General features: G+C 60.2%; 18 protein-coding genes and 1 tRNA gene. 10 read left to right on the plus strand and 9 right to left on the minus strand.

Annotated features, from left to right (window positions below):
* Positions 1 to 422: 422 nt before the first annotated feature.
* Positions 423 to 2,012 carry a peptide chain release factor 3 gene (prfC, locus tag AB5Y67_RS18130; RefSeq protein ID WP_085942070.1) on the plus strand — a complete coding sequence of 530 codons (1,590 nt, stop codon included), beginning with the start codon at positions 423 to 425 and terminating at the stop codon, positions 2,010 to 2,012.
* A gap of 251 nt (positions 2,013 to 2,263) precedes the next feature.
* Here prfC and AB5Y67_RS18135 read toward each other — a convergent pair whose 3' ends face one another.
* Entirely contained in the window at positions 2,264 to 3,175 is a 912-nt protein-coding gene (locus AB5Y67_RS18135; RefSeq protein WP_064338777.1) for a bifunctional helix-turn-helix transcriptional regulator/GNAT family N-acetyltransferase, read from the minus strand.
* Between the two features lie 139 nt (positions 3,176 to 3,314).
* Positions 3,315 to 4,511, minus strand: coding sequence for a multidrug efflux MFS transporter MdtH (gene mdtH / locus AB5Y67_RS18140; protein ID WP_005340523.1), 1,197 nt, complete (start codon positions 4,509 to 4,511; stop codon positions 3,315 to 3,317).
* Between the two features lie 92 nt (positions 4,512 to 4,603).
* Between mdtH and AB5Y67_RS18145 the strand changes: the two genes are divergently transcribed.
* Entirely contained in the window at positions 4,604 to 5,497 is an 894-nt protein-coding gene (locus tag AB5Y67_RS18145; protein ID WP_005349020.1) for a LysR family transcriptional regulator, read from the plus strand.
* Between the two features lie 32 nt (positions 5,498 to 5,529).
* Here AB5Y67_RS18145 and AB5Y67_RS18150 read toward each other — a convergent pair whose 3' ends face one another.
* Positions 5,530 to 7,305: a M4 family metallopeptidase gene (locus AB5Y67_RS18150; protein WP_325794008.1), complete on the minus strand. Its 1,776-nt coding sequence runs from the start codon at positions 7,303 to 7,305 to the stop codon at positions 5,530 to 5,532.
* Positions 7,306 to 7,651: 346 nt separating this feature from the next.
* Between AB5Y67_RS18150 and AB5Y67_RS18155 the strand changes: the two genes are divergently transcribed.
* Together AB5Y67_RS18155 and rimJ are read left to right on the plus strand one after the other, a co-directional pair.
* A complete protein-coding gene (locus AB5Y67_RS18155; protein ID WP_199427861.1) occupies positions 7,652 to 8,206 on the plus strand; it encodes a GNAT family N-acetyltransferase in 555 nt (184 codons plus the stop codon).
* Positions 8,206 to 8,757 carry a ribosomal protein S5-alanine N-acetyltransferase gene (rimJ, locus tag AB5Y67_RS18160; protein ID WP_129504721.1) on the plus strand — a complete coding sequence of 184 codons (552 nt, stop codon included), beginning with the start codon at positions 8,206 to 8,208 and terminating at the stop codon, positions 8,755 to 8,757. The genes AB5Y67_RS18155 and rimJ overlap by 1 nt, the downstream gene beginning before the upstream one ends.
* A gap of 62 nt (positions 8,758 to 8,819) precedes the next feature.
* Here the strand turns inward: rimJ and AB5Y67_RS18165 are convergent, their stop codons facing one another.
* From AB5Y67_RS18165 to AB5Y67_RS18175, 3 genes are all read right to left on the minus strand, one after another.
* Positions 8,820 to 9,068: a hypothetical protein gene (locus tag AB5Y67_RS18165; RefSeq protein ID WP_005340533.1), complete on the minus strand. Its 249-nt coding sequence runs from the start codon at positions 9,066 to 9,068 to the stop codon at positions 8,820 to 8,822.
* A gap of 309 nt (positions 9,069 to 9,377) precedes the next feature.
* On the minus strand, positions 9,378 to 10,427 hold the full coding sequence (locus AB5Y67_RS18170; RefSeq protein ID WP_368208059.1) for an oxidoreductase: 1,050 nt from the start codon (positions 10,425 to 10,427) through the stop codon (positions 9,378 to 9,380).
* 135 nt (positions 10,428 to 10,562) lie between these two features.
* The gene (locus AB5Y67_RS18175) at positions 10,563 to 11,726 is read right to left on the minus strand and encodes a multidrug effflux MFS transporter (protein WP_199427860.1); all 1,164 of its coding nucleotides are present in this window, start codon (positions 11,724 to 11,726) and stop codon (positions 10,563 to 10,565) included.
* Between the two features lie 238 nt (positions 11,727 to 11,964).
* On the opposite strand from AB5Y67_RS18175, the gene rdgB reads away from it, so the two are divergent.
* Together rdgB and hemW are read left to right on the plus strand one after the other, a co-directional pair.
* A complete protein-coding gene (gene rdgB / locus AB5Y67_RS18180) occupies positions 11,965 to 12,561 on the plus strand; it encodes an RdgB/HAM1 family non-canonical purine NTP pyrophosphatase (protein WP_005340539.1) in 597 nt (198 codons plus the stop codon).
* Between the two features lie 90 nt (positions 12,562 to 12,651).
* Complete coding sequence (gene hemW / locus AB5Y67_RS18185; protein ID WP_199427859.1) at positions 12,652 to 13,797, plus strand: radical SAM family heme chaperone HemW; 1,146 nt, start codon at positions 12,652 to 12,654, stop codon at positions 13,795 to 13,797.
* Positions 13,798 to 13,914: 117 nt separating this feature from the next.
* Here the strand turns inward: hemW and AB5Y67_RS18190 are convergent, their stop codons facing one another.
* Both AB5Y67_RS18190 and zntR read right to left on the minus strand, forming a co-directional pair.
* The gene (locus tag AB5Y67_RS18190; RefSeq protein ID WP_199427858.1) at positions 13,915 to 14,154 is read right to left on the minus strand and encodes an alternative ribosome-rescue factor A; all 240 of its coding nucleotides are present in this window, start codon (positions 14,152 to 14,154) and stop codon (positions 13,915 to 13,917) included.
* Positions 14,155 to 14,368: 214 nt separating this feature from the next.
* Positions 14,369 to 14,824: a Zn(2+)-responsive transcriptional regulator gene (zntR, locus tag AB5Y67_RS18195; RefSeq protein ID WP_199427857.1), complete on the minus strand. Its 456-nt coding sequence runs from the start codon at positions 14,822 to 14,824 to the stop codon at positions 14,369 to 14,371.
* A 415-nt stretch (positions 14,825 to 15,239) separates the two neighbouring features.
* Here zntR and purH point away from each other — a divergent pair, with 415 nt between their 5' ends.
* The 4 genes from purH (at position 15,240) to AB5Y67_RS18215 (ending at position 19,423) form a co-directional block, all read left to right on the plus strand.
* Positions 15,240 to 16,832 (plus strand): bifunctional phosphoribosylaminoimidazolecarboxamide formyltransferase/IMP cyclohydrolase, encoded by a 1,593-nt coding sequence (purH, locus tag AB5Y67_RS18200; protein WP_199427856.1) that lies wholly within the window; start codon positions 15,240 to 15,242, stop codon positions 16,830 to 16,832.
* 114 nt (positions 16,833 to 16,946) lie between these two features.
* Entirely contained in the window at positions 16,947 to 18,233 is a 1,287-nt protein-coding gene (gene purD / locus AB5Y67_RS18205; RefSeq protein WP_199427855.1) for a phosphoribosylamine--glycine ligase, read from the plus strand.
* A gap of 277 nt (positions 18,234 to 18,510) precedes the next feature.
* The gene (locus AB5Y67_RS18210) at positions 18,511 to 18,885 is read left to right on the plus strand and encodes a cytochrome b562 (RefSeq protein WP_005349056.1); all 375 of its coding nucleotides are present in this window, start codon (positions 18,511 to 18,513) and stop codon (positions 18,883 to 18,885) included.
* Positions 18,866 to 19,423: a cytochrome b/b6 domain-containing protein gene (locus AB5Y67_RS18215; protein WP_043825875.1), complete on the plus strand. Its 558-nt coding sequence runs from the start codon at positions 18,866 to 18,868 to the stop codon at positions 19,421 to 19,423. Before AB5Y67_RS18210 ends, AB5Y67_RS18215 begins: the two co-directional genes overlap by 20 nt.
* Positions 19,424 to 19,587: 164 nt before the next feature.
* On the opposite strand, the gene AB5Y67_RS18220 is transcribed toward AB5Y67_RS18215, so the two are convergent.
* Positions 19,588 to 19,664 (minus strand) — tRNA-Ile (locus AB5Y67_RS18220).
* Positions 19,665 to 19,772: the final 108 nt, after the last annotated feature.

Genomic DNA, 19,772 nt, shown 5'->3' on the forward strand with positions numbered 1-19,772 from the left:
CCTCTCCATTATGTAGATACGATTTACATATTTGTAGCTGGATAGGGAAAGTCCAAGTATGAAAATTTATCAAGAGTGGTTGTTGCTGGCATGGGGAGGGGGCCAAGTCCACGTGGTCCGGATGCTGCCATCCGATTCGGAGCGTTTGATTTTCTGTTCAGTTGGAACCTGTGTAACGGCTGGGCGGCCAAATTATCATCTCTTGTCGGGCTGGGTATTTTTCACTCGCGCGGGTATAATGTCGCGCAATTTTGCTTTGACTCAGGCGAGAAGACCCATGTAACGCAACCCTCCTCCCTCTCTCCACCAGGTTGGCAAAACGCCAGCTGGCGTGGCTTTCGTTGCGTATACATGTGCCGTGAGCGGCATTCCGGATTTATTCCCACGGTGGCTGATGCCACCGCTCAATAGAAGAACGTTGAATTATGTCAGCTGAATTTCTGAGTGAAGTCTCCAAGAGACGCACTTTTGCGATCATTTCGCACCCGGATGCGGGTAAAACCACCATCACTGAAAAAGTCCTGCTGTTCGGACAGGCCATTCAGCGCGCCGGTACCGTCAAGGGCCGTGGCTCGGGCCAGCATGCCAAATCCGACTGGATGGAGATGGAGAAGCAGCGTGGTATCTCCATCACCACCTCGGTGATGCAGTTCCCCTATGCCGATTGTCTGGTCAACCTGCTCGATACCCCGGGTCACGAGGACTTCTCTGAAGATACCTACCGTACCCTGACGGCGGTCGACTGCTGCCTGATGGTCATCGATGCCGCCAAGGGTGTTGAAGACCGGACCCGCAAGCTGATGGAAGTCACCCGTCTGCGTGATACCCCCATCCTCACCTTCATGAACAAGCTGGACCGCGAAGTGCGCGATCCGATGGAAGTGATGGACGAGGTGGAGCGTGAGCTGAAGATCATGTGCGCCCCCATCACCTGGCCTATCGGCTGCGGTAAATCCTTCAAGGGTGTCTATCACCTCTACAAGGATGAGACCTATCTCTATCAGAGCGGTCAGGGCCACACCATCCAGGAGAAGCGGGTGGTCAAGGGGCTGAACAACCCGGATCTGGATGCCGCCGTCGGCGAAGATCTGGCCCGGCAGCTGCGTGACGAGCTGGAGCTGGTGCAGGGCGCCTCTCCCGAGTTCGATCACGATGCCTTTATCGCTGGCGAGATGACTCCGGTCTTCTTCGGTACCGCGCTCGGTAACTTCGGTGTTGACCACATGCTGGATGGCCTGACTGACTGGGCGCCGTCTCCCATGCCGCGCAAGGCCGAGAGCCGCGAAGTGGTAGCGACCGAGGAGAAGTTCTCCGGCTTCGTGTTCAAGATCCAGGCAAACATGGACCCGAAACACCGCGACCGCATCGCCTTTATGCGTATCGTATCAGGCACCTACAGCAAGGGCATGAAGATGCGCCACGTGCGTATCGGCAAGGATGTGAACATCTCCGACGCCGTGACCTTTATGGCCGGTGACCGTGAGCAGGCGGAAGACGCCTTCGCCGGCGACATCATCGGTCTGCACAACCACGGCACCATCCAGATCGGCGACACCTTCACCCAGGGTGAAGATCTCAAGTTCACCGGTATCCCGAACTTTGCACCGGAACTGTTCCGCCGCATCCGCCTGCGCGATCCGCTCAAGCAGAAGCAGCTGCTCAAGGGGCTGGTCCAGCTCTCTGAAGAGGGGGCGGTGCAGGTGTTCCGTCCGCTGATCAGCAACGATCTCATCGTCGGTGCGGTCGGTGTGCTGCAGTTTGACGTGGTGGTTTCGCGCCTCAAGAGCGAGTACAACGTCGAGGCCATCTACGAGGCGGTCAACGTCTCCACCGCCCGCTGGGTGGAAGGGACCGACGTCAAGAAGTTCGAAGAGTTCAAGCGCAAGAACGAGGTCAACCTGGCCCTCGATGGCGGTGACAACCTCACCTACATCGCACCGACCATGGTCAACCTGCGCCTGGCTCAGGAGCGTCACCCGGACGTCGAGTTCCGCCAGACTCGCGAGCACTGATCACTGCTGGTTTGCTTATTGGCAGATAATCAAAGAGACCCCGCTTCGGCGGGGTCTCTTGTTTTGTGCCGTTTTGCCTGTTTAAGGAGGGATGCAGGGGGTAATGATTCAGCATATACCAGTCGCAAGCAGCCCTCACCCTAGCCCTCTCCCAGAGGGAGAGGGAACCATCAGAGGTCTGCCTGAAAGGTCGCGGAAGTGTTTTTGCCCCCTTCTCCCCTTGCGGGAGAAGGGTTGGGGATGAGGGGGCTCTACTCCAGCGTCAGCACCATGCAGATCTCGCAATCCCCGTGGCCGGTGCAGCCAAGGGGGCCGGGCAGGTGTTCAAAGCCCAGTGATTCATAGAGGCTGGTGGCTTCGCGCAAGACCTCGGTCGTTTCCAGATAGCAGCGCTGATAACCAAGCGCACGCGCCTCGTCCAGTGCCTGCAACACCAGCCGCTTGCCAAGGCCCAGTCCGCGCAGGGCGGGCATAAAGTACATCTTCTGCAGCTCGCAGACTCCCTCTTCTCCCGCCAATGGTGCGATACCGCCACCGCCGAGGATGGAACCGTCCGGCCCTTCGATAACCCAATAGCGGCTCTTTTCCCCCTGATAGCTCTGGGAGAGGGTGTCGAGATTGGGATCCGAGACCCCATACCCCTTGTCGGCGGTGAGGCCATATTCGGCCGAGACGGCGCGGATCACCAAGGCGATCTGGGCATTGTCCGCCGCCGTGATGGGGCGGATCCGGTAACCACGCTGGCGACGGGCGCGGGAGAGGGCGCTGCGATAGAGCCGCAGCCCTTGCCACAGCTGCTCCCGCTCGGGCAGGCTCAACTGCGCCAGCATCTCTTCCATCGCCCCGTCCATCTCCCGGTGCAACTCCAGCAGCATCCCCTGACCGTTGACGGTGAGGCGGGCCTCCTTGCTGCGGCCGTCGGAGGGGTGCGGGTGCCAGCTGATAAGCTCCCGCTCGGCGAGGCGTGCCAGCGGACGGCTGGCGTTGGATTTGTCGATGTGCAGCTTTTCTGCCAGCTGCTGATTGGTGGCCGGGGCGTTTTCCAGCTCGATCAGCAGGTGAGCCTCGATGGGGGTGAGGGCCAGATTGCCGCACTGCTGGGAGAGCATGCCGAGTTCGCGAACCAGATCGCGCGACAGGGCGCGCAGGGGACGGGGATCCATATTGTGGGTTCCTTTTTAGTTGTGCATGACAACTAAAATAGCGTAAAAGTTGTAATTCGCAACCTTTTGCTGTGATGACTTGCAGAATATGAGATGAGCGGCAGCCCCGTTGATTGGGCTGCCGCAGGTGGGGCGGTCGTCAGGCGGCGGCTCTGATAGCCAGCTCCGGGCGGCGGGAGAAGCAGCGGGCCAGCAGCAACATGGTGGCGACGCCTATGGTACCGAGCACCAGCCAGGGGAGGGCCGGTTGTCCCTGTTGCAGCGAGAAGTCATAGAGGGAGCCGCCGCCCACGTAGCCGGTCATGCCCCCCAGCGCCAGTCCAAGGCGGCTGAAGCCCATGTAGCTGCCGCGGGCTGTGGGGTTGGCCAGCCGGGTCATCAGGGTCTCCCGGGCCGGTTCACAGATGATGATCCCCAGATAGAAGCAGGCCAGCAGTACGAAGATGCCGGAGAGGGTGCTGACGAAAGCGACCAGCCCGATCCCCACCGTCATCAGCAGGATACCTGCCATCAGCCGGCTCTCCAGCCGATAGCGCCGTTCGCTGAAACGGGCGATAGGGTAGAGCAGCGCCAGTGACAGCGCCGTTTCCAGGCTGTACATCCAGCCCACTGCCGTGGTGGTGCCGGAGAGCTGCTTGACCAGAATGGGGAAAATAAGCATCACCTGTACCCACAGCATGTAGTAGCCGCTCAGGATCAGTACCAGTCGGCAGAAGGCGCGATCTGCCAGTACTTGTCCCAACCCTTCCCGCATCGGAGTCGGTTTGACCGAGAGGCGGTAGGCGGGCAGCAGGGTCCAGTTGCAGAGAGCCGCCAGCGTGAAGAGTCCGGCGCCCAGCAGGCAGACGTAGGTGAAGTCAAAACGCAGCAGCCAGCTGCCGAGCAGCGCACCGGTGACGGCTCCCGCGCTCTCCAGCATCATCAGCAGGGAGATAAAGCGGCCCCGCTCATGGGGACGGGTAAATTTGATCACCAGTGCGGCCCGTGGCGGGTCGAACAGGCAACCGCCCAGTCCGGAGAGGAAGCAGGAGAAAATCAGCATGGCGCCGCTGTCGGCCCAGGCCAGGGTGGCGAAGCCCACCGCCCGCAACAACATGCCGGTGACAATGAGTGGGCGGGCACCAAAGCGGTCAGCGAGGGAGCCGCCGAAGATCCCCAGCCCCTGCTGGGTCAGCTGGCGCAGGCCGAGGGCCAGCCCCACCAGACCGGCGGCCCAGCCGAGTTGATCGACGAAGCGCAGGCTGATCATCGGCATCACCACAAAGAAACCCAGGATCACCAGTGTGGTATCCAGCGCCAGAAACCAGCGTCCCCAAAACCTCGCCCTATCGACCATAACGCCCTCTCATTCACAGATACCTTCATTCTGGAGAGGGTTTAGATATAGTGGTAGACGACAACTACCTATATTTCATATCAGGATTATTTATGTCTATGGATCTGGACGATCTGCAACTGCTGCTGGATGTGGCCGAGCTGGGCAGCTTCAGTCAGGCGGCGGCCATTCGTGGCTGGTCACAGCCGCTGGTGAGCCAGCGGATTGCCCAGCTGGAGGAGAGCCTCGGGGCGCCGCTGTTTCAACGCCATCGGCGTGGCGTAACGCCGACCCGTGCCTGCGAGGAGTTTCTGCCATCGGCCCGCTCGGCGCTGGCGATCCTGAGCGAAGGGCGGCTGGCACTGCAGGGGGCGCCTGCGCTGCCTTGTATCCGTCTCTCCAGCCTGCCATCCCTCACTTCGGTGGTGTTTGGCTCGTTATTGATGGAGCTGGTGGACGAGCCGTTCGAGATCCGCTGCACCACGGATCACTCCGGCGAGATCATGCAGTCGCTGCTGACCGGGGAGGCCGATATCGGCTTTGTACTCAAGCGCCCGCCGGTTGCTGGCCTGCAGATGGAGCTGCTCTGCTGCTCCCCCATTATCGCTATCGCCTCGCCATTGCATCCGCTGGCCGGTTGTCACGGCCTCACCTTGGAGGATATTGCCGACCAGCGGCTGGCGCCTCAGGTATGGGGGCCGGGGTGTGACGTCTTTATCCAGCAGTTGCGGCGGCTGCGGCGGGCCGCCAGCCCCCTGCATGCGGTGCAGCCGGCCAGTGCGGCGCGTGATCTGGCGCTGGAACACGGGTTTATCACCCTGATGCCGGAGCTGGCCATCAAGCGGGATCTGGAGGTGGGGCGGCTGGTCAGGCTCGATGTGCGCAATCTGCCGCAAGAGCATTGGGATGTGATGATGGCGTGGCGCGGTGGCAAGCGGCCCAACCCGGCCCGGGAAACCGTGTTGGCCACCGCCCGCACGCTGGCGAAACGGTGGCGCAATGAGTAGAACGATGCGGGACAAGGCCCGCATCGGGTGGATCAGTAGCTGGCCTTGAGGGTCACGCCACTGAACGCGGAAAACCCTGACAGCTGCACATGCCAGGTACCCGCCTTGGGATTGGTGAACGAGCAGCTTTCGTTGTTACCGCCCTTGTAGGGACGGCAGTCATAACTGCTGCTGGTGGGGGCGCTGCCAAAGCGGACGTAGAGGTCGGCATCACCGGTACCGCCACTGCTGCTGATCTGCAGCGACCTGGTGCCCGCCGGTACGTTCAGGGTGTAGTTGAGCTTGCCACCCTTGCTGGCGGCGAGGTTGCTCACCGGCACGCCGTTTTGCAGTACGTTGTCGCTCGGTGGCGGCGTGGTGCCGCAACTGGCATCAACCCCGACGGTCTGGAAGGCACGTGCCACATCCGCCTGACTGTAACCCAGGTCGGCGGTCGCCCGGCTGACGCCGCAGGCCCCTTGCTGGTAGTTGGTGTTGGCTCCCCAGTAGAGGCGGTTGGCCAGCAAGAACACTTCAAATGCCTTGCGGGTGTTCCAGCCGCTGCTGGTGGCGAGCAGGTAGAAGGCGCGGTTATAGACCCCGGAGCTGTGGTGTACATCCATCCCCTCCTGATAATCCGCGGCATGGCCGATGGATCTGCCATCCCGGGTCGGATCCTCGAAGTAACGCAGGGAGCCGTTACCCTTGAAGATCTGGGCACCGACCAGCCAGTCGTTGCTCCCCTTCATGTAGAACTCGGCCGCTTCACCCGCCATATCGGAGAAGGCCTCGTTGATGCCGCCGGATTGTCCTGAATAGATCAGCCCGGAGTTCTGCTCGGTAAAGCCGTGACTCACCTCGTGGGCCGCCACATCGAGGCTCACCAGCGGGTGGAAGGTGGTAGCGCCGTCACCGAAGGTCATCTGGCTGCCATCCCAGAAGGCGTTCTCGTAATTCTTGCTGTAGTGAACCCGCATCTTCAGTTTGAAGGTGAGGGGCGCCGTGTTGTACCAGTTGCGGTACATGTCGAACACCACGTTGCCGAAGTAGTGGGCGTCGTTGAGGGGAGAGTAGGCGCCGTTGATCTCCTTGACCCGGTTCTCCGGGCAGGTGAACTGGTGGATGGCGCCGCCAGAGGTGGCGTGGTTGAGGTTGATGGTATCGACGTTGGGGCTGGTCATCCGGCAGTTGTCATCGACGATGAGCGGGCCAAAATCGGTGCCGTAGACGTATTTGCCGGTCTTGATGTTGCCCCCCGGGCCGGTCGCATCCTTGTGGTTGATCCCCTCCCAGCGTTTGAGCTCCTCACCGCTCTGGGCATCAAGTATGACGAAGGGGCGGCTTGGCTTGTCACCTTCGGCGATGAAGGAGACCTGATAAACCAGCCGAGCCAGCCCGTTCTCATCCTGCATCACGTAGAGTTTGACCTGCTCGTTGCTCCCCTTGCTGCCCGCCTTGGCCTTGCTGGCGGCATCCTGTGGCGAGAGGGTGGCGACCGGGCTTGCCACATCCTGATCGATCTGGCGCAGCATGCGCCCGCTGGCCTGTTGCAGCTGGCCGTTCAGGCTCTTGTCAGCTACCACCACCTTACCCATTACCGGGATGCCGTTCCAGACCTGCTCGTAGCGGATCCGCTGCTGGCCGTTGGGCAGCTTGACCAGCCGCACTTGACGAAACTCGCCATCTTCCAGCTGCAAGGTGCCACTCGCGGCACTGAGGCCGGTCATGGCCCGGATGCCGTTTGCCGTTACGTTGATCTCTACCTCTTGTGCCGCCAGTGCGGCGCTTCCCCAGCAGGCCAGCGCAACGGCCAGATAAATTTTATTCATCTCTTCTTTCCTTAAATCGATGAGGTTGATAAACCGACCGAAGGTCGGGCGTTTTGAAGCTAGTGCCGGTGGGGGAAAGTGCCCCCTGTCAAAAGTGACAGCGCAGCACAAAGGGGTAGCAGGATCTGCCAAAGTGCCGTTTGTGGGCATTAGTCGGCGTCATTTGGAGGGTATTATCCGGTTTCAGACACCCACCCTCCTCTTTTGAGGGAGGAGAGATCGTGCGCTGTCACCCTCTGCGAAGCCTGCCGGAGGAGGGCCGTAAAAGTGGCTGGCGCGGCCAGTGGCGATTGGCTACATTGGGTGCTGATTCGCTATTTGATCACTGATTTGAAAGGAGAATCCCATGTTTTCATGGCAGTTGGACGACGAGCTTGCGCTGCTCTTCTTGCAGCCAGATATGGCGAGCGAACTGTTTGCCCTCTGCAATGACAACCGGGAGTACCTCTCCCAGTGGCTACCCTGGCCGCCACTGATCCAGCGCCCCGTTGACAGCGCCCTCTTCATTCGCAGTGCCATCGAGAAGTTCGCCCGGGGTGAGGGGCTCACCACTGCCATCGAGTATCAGGGGGAGGTGGTGGGGGTTATAGGTTACAACAGCATCGATCATGACCTTGGCAAGGTGGTCATCGGTTACTGGCTGGCGGAGCGCTGGCAGGGTAACGGTATCATCACCCGGGCCTGTCAGGCCCTGATCCACCACGCCTTCGAGGAGATGGGGATGGAGAAGGTGGAGATCAGCGCCGCCACCGATAACGAGCCCAGCAGGGCTGTTTGTGAACGGCTCGGGATGCAGCTTGAGGGGGTGACCCGGCGCGCAGAGCGGCTGGGCAACCGGATTGTGGACCACGCCCACTTCAGCCTGCTGCGCGATGAGTGGCTAAGACAGAGGGAGTCCTGATGACGCTGCCACATATCAAGACGGCTCGTACCCACCTGACCATACTGTCGCCGGATCAGGCCCCCATGATGCTCGACTTCTACCGGCGCAACCGCGCCCATCTCGCCCCCTGGGAGCCGCTGCGGGACGAGCACTTCTACACCCTCTCTTACTGGCATGCCCGGCTGCAGGACAGCTACAGCCAGTTTTTCAACGGCACCGGCGTCAATCTGGTGGCCCTCGATCCGGCTGGCGAGCGGGTGATCGCCACCTGCAACTTCAGCAATATCCTGATGGGGGTTTTCAAGGCGTGTCATCTGGGCTATGCCATCGACCAGCAGCATCAGGGGCAGGGGGTGATGGGAGAGGTGCTGTCAGCCGCCATCGACTACCTGTTTCGGGAGCACGATCTGCATCGCATCATGGCTTGCTATATGCCAGCCAATCAGCGCAGTGGCGCCTTGCTGGAGCGGCTCGGCTTCGAGCGGGAGGGATTCGCGCGGGCGTATCTGATGATCAATGGTCGCTGGGAGGATCACATCCTCACCTCGCTGATTAATCCGGCCCCCTGAACGACAGATAAAAAAACGGGCCCGAAGTTGCCTTCGGACCCGTCTTCGAATGAGGTGCAGGCTTAGTTGGCCTTGGCATCGCTCACTGCAGCTTCAACCTTGGTAGCGGCTTCGGTAGCAGCTTTTTCTACGGTTGCAGTCGCTTCGGAGGTGGCCTTCTCTACGGTAGAGGTGGCTTCGCTAGCGGCTTTTTCTACAGTGGCAGCAACTTCGGCGGCCGGAGCAGCAGCAGGAGCGGCAGCTTTTTCTTCTTTCTGACCGCAAGCAGTCAACATCAGACCCAGGATACCGGCTACCAGTACTTTGTTCATGTGCATTCCCTCAAAAAAAGATGGAGAGATGGTCTGTGCAACCATCACAGCGCCCACCGTTGCCCGGTATTGAAACAAGAAGCCGGGAGGCAGCAGGCGGGCGCAATATAGCCCCATTAGTTACCGATGAAAACGGATATCACAATGACATTTTTTCGTGCCGTGGATAAAAAGCTCCACTGCAACGACTGATATCAATACAAGATGCCGTTAAATGGCACTAATTGCACAATAAAACACCACTTTGTTGCCATCTTGTGGCGGTTTAACAAGGTCAAGGTTGGTCAAGCGCGCCCGATGACCCGCACCTTAGTCAGACAGCTTCTGACAGGGCAGCCGTTTTCCCTCAAGGTGGCTCTGACGGGCCAGATCCAGCAGCGCCATCACCGCCAGCGCTTCACTTGCTGGCACCGGGTTGCTTCCCTCGCCCTTGATGGCGGCGCAGACACCGCGATAGTAGGCGCCATAATCCCCGGCCTCACCCACCACGCTCTGCTGCTGCAACTGACCATCGACAATGCGGCTGAGCTGACCGGGTTCACTATCAATGCCCCAATCCGCCGCCGGTGGCCGCTTGCCCAGCTTGAGCTGGTCTTCCTGTACATCCATACCGCATTTCACGAACGAACCCTGGTTGCCGTGGACGATGAAACGCGGCATGGTGGCCGAGACCAGACAGCTGCCATGCAGAATAACCCGCAGAGCACCGTAACCCAGCACCACATGGAAGTAGTCGTCCGCCAGTGCGCCGGGGCGCTGCTCGGCCAGATCGGCCTGCAACCAGTCCGGTTGGCCGAACAGCTGCAATGCTTGATCCAGCACGTGAGGGCCGAGATCGAACCAGAGGCCGGAACCCGGGCCACCCGCTTCGCGCCAGCGCTGGCGCACCTCGGGGCGATAGCGATCGAAGTGGGATTCGAACTGTGTGATCTGCCCCAGCGTCCCTTCGGCAATCAAACGGCGCACGGTGAGAAAATCCCCGTCCCAACGGCGGTTGTGAAAGATGCTGAGCAGTCGCTGCTGCTTTTCGGCCAGCTCGACCAGCGCTTGCGCCTCGGCCAGATCCAGTGCAAAGGGCTTGTCGATCACCACATGTTTGCCTGCCAGCAGCGCCTGGCGGGCGAGGGGGGCATGGGTGTCGTTGGGGGTGGCGATCACCACCAGATCGACGGTCTCATCCCTCAGCACCTCCTCCAGTGAACCGACCCGGCAGCCGGGCAGATCGGCCTGCACCTTGGTGGCATCGCGGCTTACCACCCAGCTCAGGGACAAGCCCGGGGTGGTGGAGAGGAAGGGAGCGTGGAAGGTCTTGCCTGCAAAGCCATAGCCCACCAGGGCTGCGTTAAGAGTGTGGCTCATCGGGAGTTCTCCGCTGACATCGAGTGAGTGGGGTTGCCATCGCAGGTGAGCTGCCGGATGGCAATATGCTGTAAAGGTGATACAAACGAGAAGGGGGCCGATGGCCCCCTGAGTGTGCCCATCAGAGCACAGGATTTATTGCAAACACAAGCGGCGACCGCGTCGGGTCATCAGCATCACCAGGGGCGGCAGCAGCAGCCACATATGCAGCGCCAGCTGGCTCAGCGGGTCGTGCATCAGGGCGCCGGTCAGACCAACCAGGGCGCCGGATCCACTCATCTGGAACAGGCCGAGCAGGGCGGCGGCGGTACCGGCGCAGTGGCCGAACGGTGCCAGCGCCATCCCGGCGGCCGAGCCCAGAATCATGGCAAAGCCGATGCTGGAGAGGAACACCGGCCCCATCATCGCCAGCGGATGTTCGATGTGTATGGCCAAAGTCAGGATGATAGCCGAGAGCATCAACACCAGCAGGCCGATGCGCAGGGTGCGTCTTGGCCCCACCTTGGCGATAAAGCGCGGCGCCATAAAACAGGCCAGAATGTTGAGCGCGGCGTTGGCGGTAAACCAGTAGCTAAAGCCGCTCATATCGAGCCCCAATTTCACCATCAGCTGCACCGGTGCGGCGGTGACATAAGCGAGGATCACCGCCATCGCCAGCATGCACAGCGCCGCGTTGAACAGGAAGCTGGGGGAGCGCAGTACCGGGCTGTAGCGAGACCAGCTGATGAGGACCCCTTCACTGCGGGTCTCCTCCGGGCGGGTCTCCGGCATCCGCCACATCAGCCAGCTGCCGACGATGAGCGCATAACCGGCCATAAACCAGAAGTTGGCAGACCAGCCCGCCTTGGCGGTGAGCCAGCCACCGAGCAGGGGGGCCAGCGCAGGAATAAAGCAGATGGCGCCATTGAGGTAGGAGATCATCTGACCGCTCTTTTTCGGGCCGTAGCTGTCACGCACCACCGAGAAGGCGGCGACCGAGGTGGCGCAGGCGCCGAAGCCCTGCAGCACTCGCGCCAGCATCAATTCGCCGAGGCTGGCGGCAAAACCGGCCCCCAGCGCGCTCAGGCCATAGAGCAGCACGCCGCCCAGCGCGATAGGCTTGCGACCGTAGCGATCGGCCAGCGGGCCAACAAGCAGTTGCCCCAGCCCCATGCTGAACAGGAACCAGGTGATGGTGCCCTGCATCAGGGTTACTTCGGCGCCCAGCTGCTCGGCCATCTGCGGAATGGCGGGCAGGTAGATGTCGATAGCCAGCGGACTGAACAGCACCAGTAGTACGAGTAAAAGTATCAATGGCATCTGTCACCTCTTTAGTCAGCCAGGTTAATGAATTGGGGCGCGAGTCTACTGACTCACAGTAATGAATAGAAATGGTATTTAATCACTTTGGTTATTCCATTATGGAAACATGTATTAAAAAGCTGGTTATTCGATGGCGGCAAATCCCCCGTAACCCCATCACAGCGGGTGTAATTGGCGCTTTTACTAAACGCTTGCGCCGCATAGAATGCGCAGATTATTTTTGCGGAGGTGCTCGATGAACAAGCTTGTCCTGGCAACAGGTAACCAGAAAAAGGTGAAGGAATTGGCCGCCATGCTGGCCGATATGAAGATCCAGGTGATCCCACAGAGCGAGTTTGCGGTCTCCGATGCCGATGAGACCGGCACCACCTTCGTCGAGAATGCCATCATCAAGGCCCGCCACGCCGCCCGCATTACCGGTCTGCCCGCCGTGGCCGATGACTCTGGTCTGGAAGTCGATCTGCTGCAAGGGCGCCCCGGCGTCTACTCCGCCCGCTTTGCCGGTGTGGGGGCTGGTGACAAGGCCAACATCGAGAAGCTGCTCGGCGAGCTGCAAGGTGCCCCCGAGTACCTGAAGAGCGCCCGCTTCTGGTGTGTGCTGGTCTATATGCGCCACGCTGACGATCCCACCCCCATCATCTGTCAGGCGAGCTGGGAAGGGATGATCATCGACGAGCCGCGCGGTCAACATGGCTTTGGCTATGACCCGGTATTCTTCGTGCCGGATCACGACTGCACCGCCGCCCAGATGCCCGCCGAGCTGAAAAACCAGCTCAGCCATCGCGGTCAGGCTCTGGCCAAGCTCAAAGCGGCGCTGGCTGCGGCACACTGAGTCACTTCGCCACCTTGTCGGTTACACACGGTCAATCACACATAGTCATCTACAATGGGGGCCTTGAGCCCCCGTTTTATTGGAAGCCCCATGCTGCAACTGCCGCCGCTCTCTCTTTATATTCATGTGCCCTGGTGCGTCCAGAAGTGCCCTTACTGTGATTTCAACTCCCATGCCCAGAAGGGGGAGTTGCCTCACCTCGAATATGTCGCCGCTCTGCTGGAGGATCTGGATCAGGATCTGAAGTGGGCGCAGGGGCGGCCGCTCTCCTCGATCTTTATCGGTGGCGGCACCCCCAGCCTGCTGACGGTAGAGGCGATGCAAGCCTTGCTGGACGGGGTGCGGGCCCGCATTCCGCTCACCGCAGATTGCGAGATCACCATGGAGGCCAACCCGGGCACGGTGGAGGCGGACAAGTTCGCCGGTTTCCAGCGCGCCGGTATCAACCGTATCTCCATCGGGGTGCAGAGCTTCCAGCAGGAGAAGCTGACTCGGCTTGGGCGTATCCACGGCCCGGAAGAGGCGCGCAAGGCCGCCGCACTGGCCCATGCTATCAAGTTGCCCACCTTCAATCTGGATCTGATGCACGGTCTGCCGGATCAGAGTCTGGACGATGCCCTTTATGACCTGCAGCAGGCTATCGACTGCGCCCCGCCGCACCTCTCCTGGTATCAGCTCACCATAGAGCCGAACACTGCCTTTGCCTCCAAGCCGCCCAAACTGCCGGAAGATGACACCCTGTGGGACATCTACGAGCAGGGCCACGCCATGCTTACCGCCAGCGGTTATCGCCAGTACGAGATCTCGGCTTATGCCAAAGAGGGCTACCAGTGCCATCACAACCTCAACTACTGGCGCTTTGGCGACTATCTGGGGATCGGCTGTGGCGCCCACGGCAAGGTGACCGATCTCGCGGAGCAGCAGATCCTGCGCACAGCCAAAGTGAAGCATCCGAAAGGGTATCTGGACAAGAGCCGTCCCTATCTGGACGAGCAGTGGCAGGTGACGGCAGACGATCTGCCGCTCGAATACTTTATGAACCGCTTCCGCCTGTTTGAACCGGCCCCCAAGGCGGAGTTCGAGGCCTATACCGGCTTGTCGCTGGAACGGGTGGAGACGGTGCTTGCCATCGCCCAAAGCAAGGAGCTTATCGAGGATCTGGGGGATAGCTGGCAGCTTACTTCTCTCGGCCACCGTTATCTCAACGTGTTGCTCGAACTGTTTATGGATGAGTGAGTGGCCTGTTGAGGCGCAACTTTGAGGTGGTGAGTTGGCGTTGCCAGACCTCGTTTTCAGTAAAAACAATCAGGGCACCTATGGTGCCCTGATTGTTTATGGTCGGTAGAAACCCGCTCAGTAGCAGACGCGGATCATCTGCTGTTGGCCGGGCTCCCACCGCTTGCCAAATTTGGCCTTGCGCTGGTAACTCCCCTTGCCCTTCTTGTTGCGCTCGACCCGGCTGCGAAACAGCGGATCGGAAAGCAGGGCATGCAGATGGTTATCCTTTATCTCGCCGCGCTGATGGGCATAGCGGCCCCCTTGCGCATCTTCCTCACGGGGGAGGACGGGTTGGTCGACCCGGATCTTGGCCATGATGGCTCCTCTTCTTTTCTCTTGGTGTGTTGATTCTTGTGTCTGGATGGTGGTTTTCGCTGCGAGCGCCTGTTCAGCTGAGCGCCCGGCAACCGGATGCACTGGCACCGGTTAAAAACGCGGCGATTTTGTCACCAAATTGCCGCCAGAGCAATGCGTCGGCGGCGCCGAGTCAGTCACACTGAGCCAGGCACGCTCAGTCAGGCATACCATGTCAGCCGTGAACCGGGTCATGCTGGTCGTGGCTATGATGCTCGTGATGGGCCGGGGCACCAGATTCCAGCGTCTCGAGGATGGCGCAGTGCTCCGCCGAGCGCGGCCCGCCGCAGCAGATATTGGAGAGCTCTCGCAGGTTGTCGCGAAAGCGGGTCAGTTCGATGATCTTCTGCTCCACCTGGGCCAGCTTGGTGTCGGCCACCGCTTTCACCTCCTGACAGGTGACTTTGGCCTTGTTGGTATCGAGGTCGAGCAGCTCGCCAATATCGGCCAGCGAGAATCCCACCGACTTGGCGCGAATGATGAACTCCAGCCGCCGCTTGTCCTGTTCACTGTAGAGGCGGTAGCCGGATTCGTTGCGGATCCCCGGTGAGATAAGCCCGTTCTTCTCGTAAAAACGCAGGGTATCTGCCTTGACCCCGCACACCTTGGCCAGTTCACCGATCCGATACATGCTCTCTCTCCCCTTGAATGTATGCCGCCACAAAAACCGGAATCCACTATCACCCCTTTGCCCATGGATTGCCAGCCAAGGGCATAAAAGGGGCAGATAAACATCTCCTGGCGACCCTTTTTCCCATAAAACACTGAAAGTGCAAACGTTTCGAGAAAATCAAGTGGAAAACGTTTAACGCCGCGCCAAATAAGGCTTTGCTGTTTCAAAAAATCCACCACAGGTCACATTTTTTGTGTAGAATACGCGCCCATAACAGAGCGCCGCACCAAGCGGGCATTTCCTAAAACGCTTTTGCCGGATATCGGGGCGAGAGTGGTTTGCGAAATCCCCCACTTCCATTTATTTGGGGACTCTCTGTGTTGAGCCTCGCCTCCCATGGAACGGTCCCCGTTATGTTGAGGACGATAGTGTGATGGAACAAGCTCGACCCATTCGCCGTGCACTGCTGAGTGTGTCTGACAAAACTGGCATTCTGGAATTTGCCAAGGCACTCAACGAGCGTGGTGTTGCCCTGCTCTCCACGGGCGGTACCGCCAAGCTGCTTGGCGAGGCGGGTCTGCCGGTGACCGAGGTCTCCGACTACACGGGTTTCCCTGAAATGATGGATGGCCGGGTCAAGACCCTGCATCCCAAGGTTCATGGCGGCATCCTCGGCCGTCGGGATCAGGATGACGCCATCATGGCCCAGCACGCTATCTCCCCCATCGACATGGTTGTCGTCAACCTCTACCCCTTTGCTGCAACCGTGGCCAAAGCGGGCTGCACCCTGGCCGATGCGGTCGAGAACATCGACATCGGCGGCCCGACCATGGTGCGCTCTGCCGCCAAAAACCATAAAGATGTCGCTATCGTCGTCAAAGCTGCTGACTATGATCGGGTTATTCGCGAGATGGATGCCAACGGCAACAGCCTGAAACTGGCGACCCGTTTCGATCTTGCCATCGCAGCCTTCGAGCACACCGCCGCCTACGACGGCATGATCGCCAACTACTTCGGCACCATGGTTCCTTCTTACGGTGACAACAAGGAGGGTGACGAGGAGTCCCGCTTCCCGCGTACCTTCAACAGCCAGTTCATCAAGAAGCAGGACATGCGTTACGGCGAAAACAGCCATCAGGCCGCCGCCTTCTACGCCGAAGAGCATGCCGCGCCGGGTTCCGTCTCCAGCGCTGTCCAGCTGCAGGGCAAGGCGCTCTCCTACAACAACATCGCTGATACCGATGCAGCGCTGGAGTGTGTGAAGGAGTTCGACGAGCCGGCCTGCGTCATCGTCAAACATGCCAACCCCTGCGGTGTGGCTATTGGTAGTGACCTGCTGAGTGCCTACGATCGCGCCTACCAGACCGACCCCACCTCCGCCTTTGGCGGCATCATCGCCTTCAACCGCGAGCTGGATGGTGCCACTGCCGCTGCCATCGTTGCCCGCCAGTTTGTCGAAGTGATCATCGCCCCGACCGTCAGCCAGGAGGCCCGCGATGCGGTCGCCGCCAAGCAGAACGTGCGTCTGCTCGAATGCGGTCAGTGGACGGCACCGGCGCAAGGCTTTGACCTCAAGCGCGTCAACGGCGGCCTGCTGGTACAGGAGCGGGATCTCGGCATGGTGACGCTGGGCGACCTGACCGTGGTCAGCAAGCGCCAGCCGACCGAGGCCGAGCTGCAAGATCTGCTGTTCTGCTGGAAAGTGGCCAAGTTCGTCAAATCCAACGCCATCGTCTACGCCAAAGATGGCCAGACCATCGGCGTCGGCGCAGGCCAGATGAGCCGTGTTTATTCGGCCAAAATCGCCGGTATCAAGGCGGCGGACGAAGGGCTGACCGTGGCGGGCTCCGTGATGGCCTCCGATGCCTTCTTCCCGTTCCGCGACGGTATCGATGCTGCCGCGCAGGCCGGTATCTCCTGCGTGATCCAGCCGGGTGGCTCGATGCGCGATCAGGAGGTGATCGACGCCGCCGACGAGCACGGCATGTGCATGGTGTTCACCAACATGCGCCATTTCCGTCATTGATGGGTCAGGGGCTGCCGATGGCGGCCCTTTTGTTGTCTCTTTTCAACTGACTATTTCCACTGACTGACGGCCAGAGAGGCCGTCCAGTGACCACAAATAGAAGCGAGCGATACGATGAAAGTACTGATCATTGGCAACGGTGGCCGCGAACACGCTCTGGCCTGGAAGGCCAAACACTCCCCACTGGTACGTCACGTTTTTGTGGCGCCGGGCAACGCAGGCACCCAGCTTGAGCCGGGTGTCGAGAACGTCGCCATCGAGGCGACCGATATCGAAGGGCTGCTGGCCTTTGCCAAAGAGAAGCAGGTCGGCCTCACCATCGTCGGGCCGGAAGCGCCGCTGGTGAAAGGGGTGGTGGATGCCTTCCGCGCCGCCGGTCAGCCGATCTTTGGCCCGACCGCTGCCGCTGCCCAGCTGGAAGGCTCCAAGGCTTTCACCAAGGATTTCCTGGCCCGTCACGCCATTCCGACCGCCGAGTACCAGAACTTCACCGAAGTGGAGCCAGCACTCGCCTACTTGCGCGAGAAGGGCGCCCCCATCGTCATCAAGGCCGATGGTCTGGCGGCGGGCAAGGGGGTGATTGTCGCCATGACCTTGCAGGAAGCGGAAGACGCGGTGCGCGACATGCTCTCCGGCAATGCCTTTGGCGAAGCGGGCTCCCGGGTGGTGATTGAGGAGTTTCTGGAGGGTGAAGAGGCGAGCTTCATCGTCATGGTCGATGGCGAGCACGTGTTGCCGATGGCCACCAGTCAGGATCACAAGCGGGTTGGCGACGGTGATACCGGCCTCAACACCGGTGGTATGGGGGCTTACTCCCCGGCGCCGGTAGTGACCGCCGAGGCACATCAGAAGGTGATGGAGCAGGTGATCATGCCGACCGTGCGCGGCATGGCGGCCGAGGGCAACGTCTACACCGGTTTCCTCTATGCCGGTCTGATGATCGACGGTGCAGGCAATCCCAAGGTGATCGAGTTCAACTGCCGTTTCGGCGATCCCGAGACCCAGCCCATTATGCTGCGGATGCAATCCGATCTGGTGGAGCTCTGCCTAGCCGCTTGCGCAGGCAAGCTGGATCAGAAAGAGGCCATCTATGATCCCCGCGCCGCCATCGGCGTGGTGTTGGCGGCGGGAGGCTATCCTGGCGATTACAGCACCAACCACCCCATCAGCGGCTTGCCGGTGGATGAAGTGGCGGGTGAGAAGGTGTTCCATGCCGGTACCCGCCTGGAGGGCGATACCAGCCTGACCGCTGGCGGCCGCGTGTTGTGCGCCACCGCCCTCGGCCACACAGTGGCAGAAGCCCAGCAGCGTGCCTATCAGCTCGCTGGCCGCATCAAGTGGGATGGCGTCTTCTACCGCAAGGATATCGGCTGGCGCGCCATTGCTCGCGAACAGGAGTAACTGACGCACGCAAATGGCCAGCTGATTCAGACCCCGCTACGGCGGGGTTTTTTGTCCCTGTTTACCGCTTTCAACCATCTTCATGGTGCGCGTCACCTGCGTTCAATCAGTTACCAAGCGCAAACAAGCGCGGCATATCTGTCACTATTTGCCACAAAAAACAGCATTTTTCACAAACGTTTCACCATAAGTCATGGCATCATGCTGGTGATGAATTCTTGTTTGGATTCATAAGTACCCCTAACAATTCGAGCATGTCGTTATATAAGGAAATCCCATGTTGAAAACCGTCCGCCCCCTGCTGCTGCCCCTGATGTTTGGCCTGATGACCTTGCCTGCCGTGGCGGGTGATCTGGAACAGCCGATGAAGAAGATTGGCTTCAACTACAAGCAGGCCGTCAAGGCTGATGATGCAGCCACCATGGAGAAGCACATCAACGAGATGAAGGCCCAGCTGGATGTGGCCAAGCAGAAGAACATGCCGGCCGCCAAGAAAGAGAAATTCCTTGAAGGGATGAACGAGGTACAGACCGAGCTGGACGCCAGCCTGGCCGCACTCAAGGCGGGTGATGAGGCCAAGGCGCGCGAACATCTGGCCAAGGTCAACGACCTGAAGAAGGAGTACCACAAATATGCCAAGCAAAAAGGGTGAGCCCTTTCGCTGGGATCCGCTGGTTCGCCTGACCCACTGGGGTTTGGCGGCAGTCTGCATCGGCAACCTCTGGGTTAACGAAGCGGGGGAGGAGTGGCACGAGTGGCTGGGTTACGGCGCCATTGGGCTGGTCTCCTTGCGTCTGCTCTGGGGGCTCACTTTTGCCCGTGGCTACGCTCGCCTTGGTGCCCTCATCCCCAGCGGTGAGGATTTTCGCCAGCAAGCGCGCGAGATGCGTGAGCGGCAGCCTCCGGCACCGGGTCATCACGGTAGCGGCAAGCTGGCCGTGTGGGCGCTCTGGCTGGTTGTGCTGGCCACTGCTGGAAGCGGCTGGTTTCAAAATACCGAGACGGGATTTGAACTGGGGGCTGACGAGTGGCATGAGTGGTGCGTGGTGGCGCTGCAGGGACTGATTGGTCTGCACCTGCTGGCCATCGTCTTCACCTCCTGGCGTCAGCGCAGCAATCTGGTTACCCGGATGCTGCCTGCCATCGGGCGTCGCTCGTCCATCCAGAGCGGCAGCAACGAGCAAACCTGAGGCTCAGCATTAGGCTCCTTGTCACTGAGTGAGGCGCCTGATCCGGACCCTGCCCAGACCCGCCCATGGCGGGTCTTTTCTATGACCTCATCCAGCTCATCACAGGGGATTGCCCGATACGTAGATGCAAAAAGGCCGCTCATCATGAGCGGCCTTTTCTAATTTGGTGGCCCCTGGGGGACTTGAACCCACGACCAATCGATTATGAGTCGACTGCTCTGACCAACTGAGCTAAGGGGCCAAATTGTGCGTTTAGCGGCGTGGATTATAGGGGAAGAGGAAAGGGCAGTCTATAGGCATATCAACCACTTGGCGACTAATTGTCCAGCTTGATTGAGGGCGCAAAGAG

The sequence above is a fragment of the Aeromonas sp. s12 genome, assembly GCF_040907925.1.
Taxonomy (GTDB): Bacteria; Pseudomonadota; Gammaproteobacteria; order Enterobacterales; family Aeromonadaceae; genus Aeromonas; species Aeromonas veronii.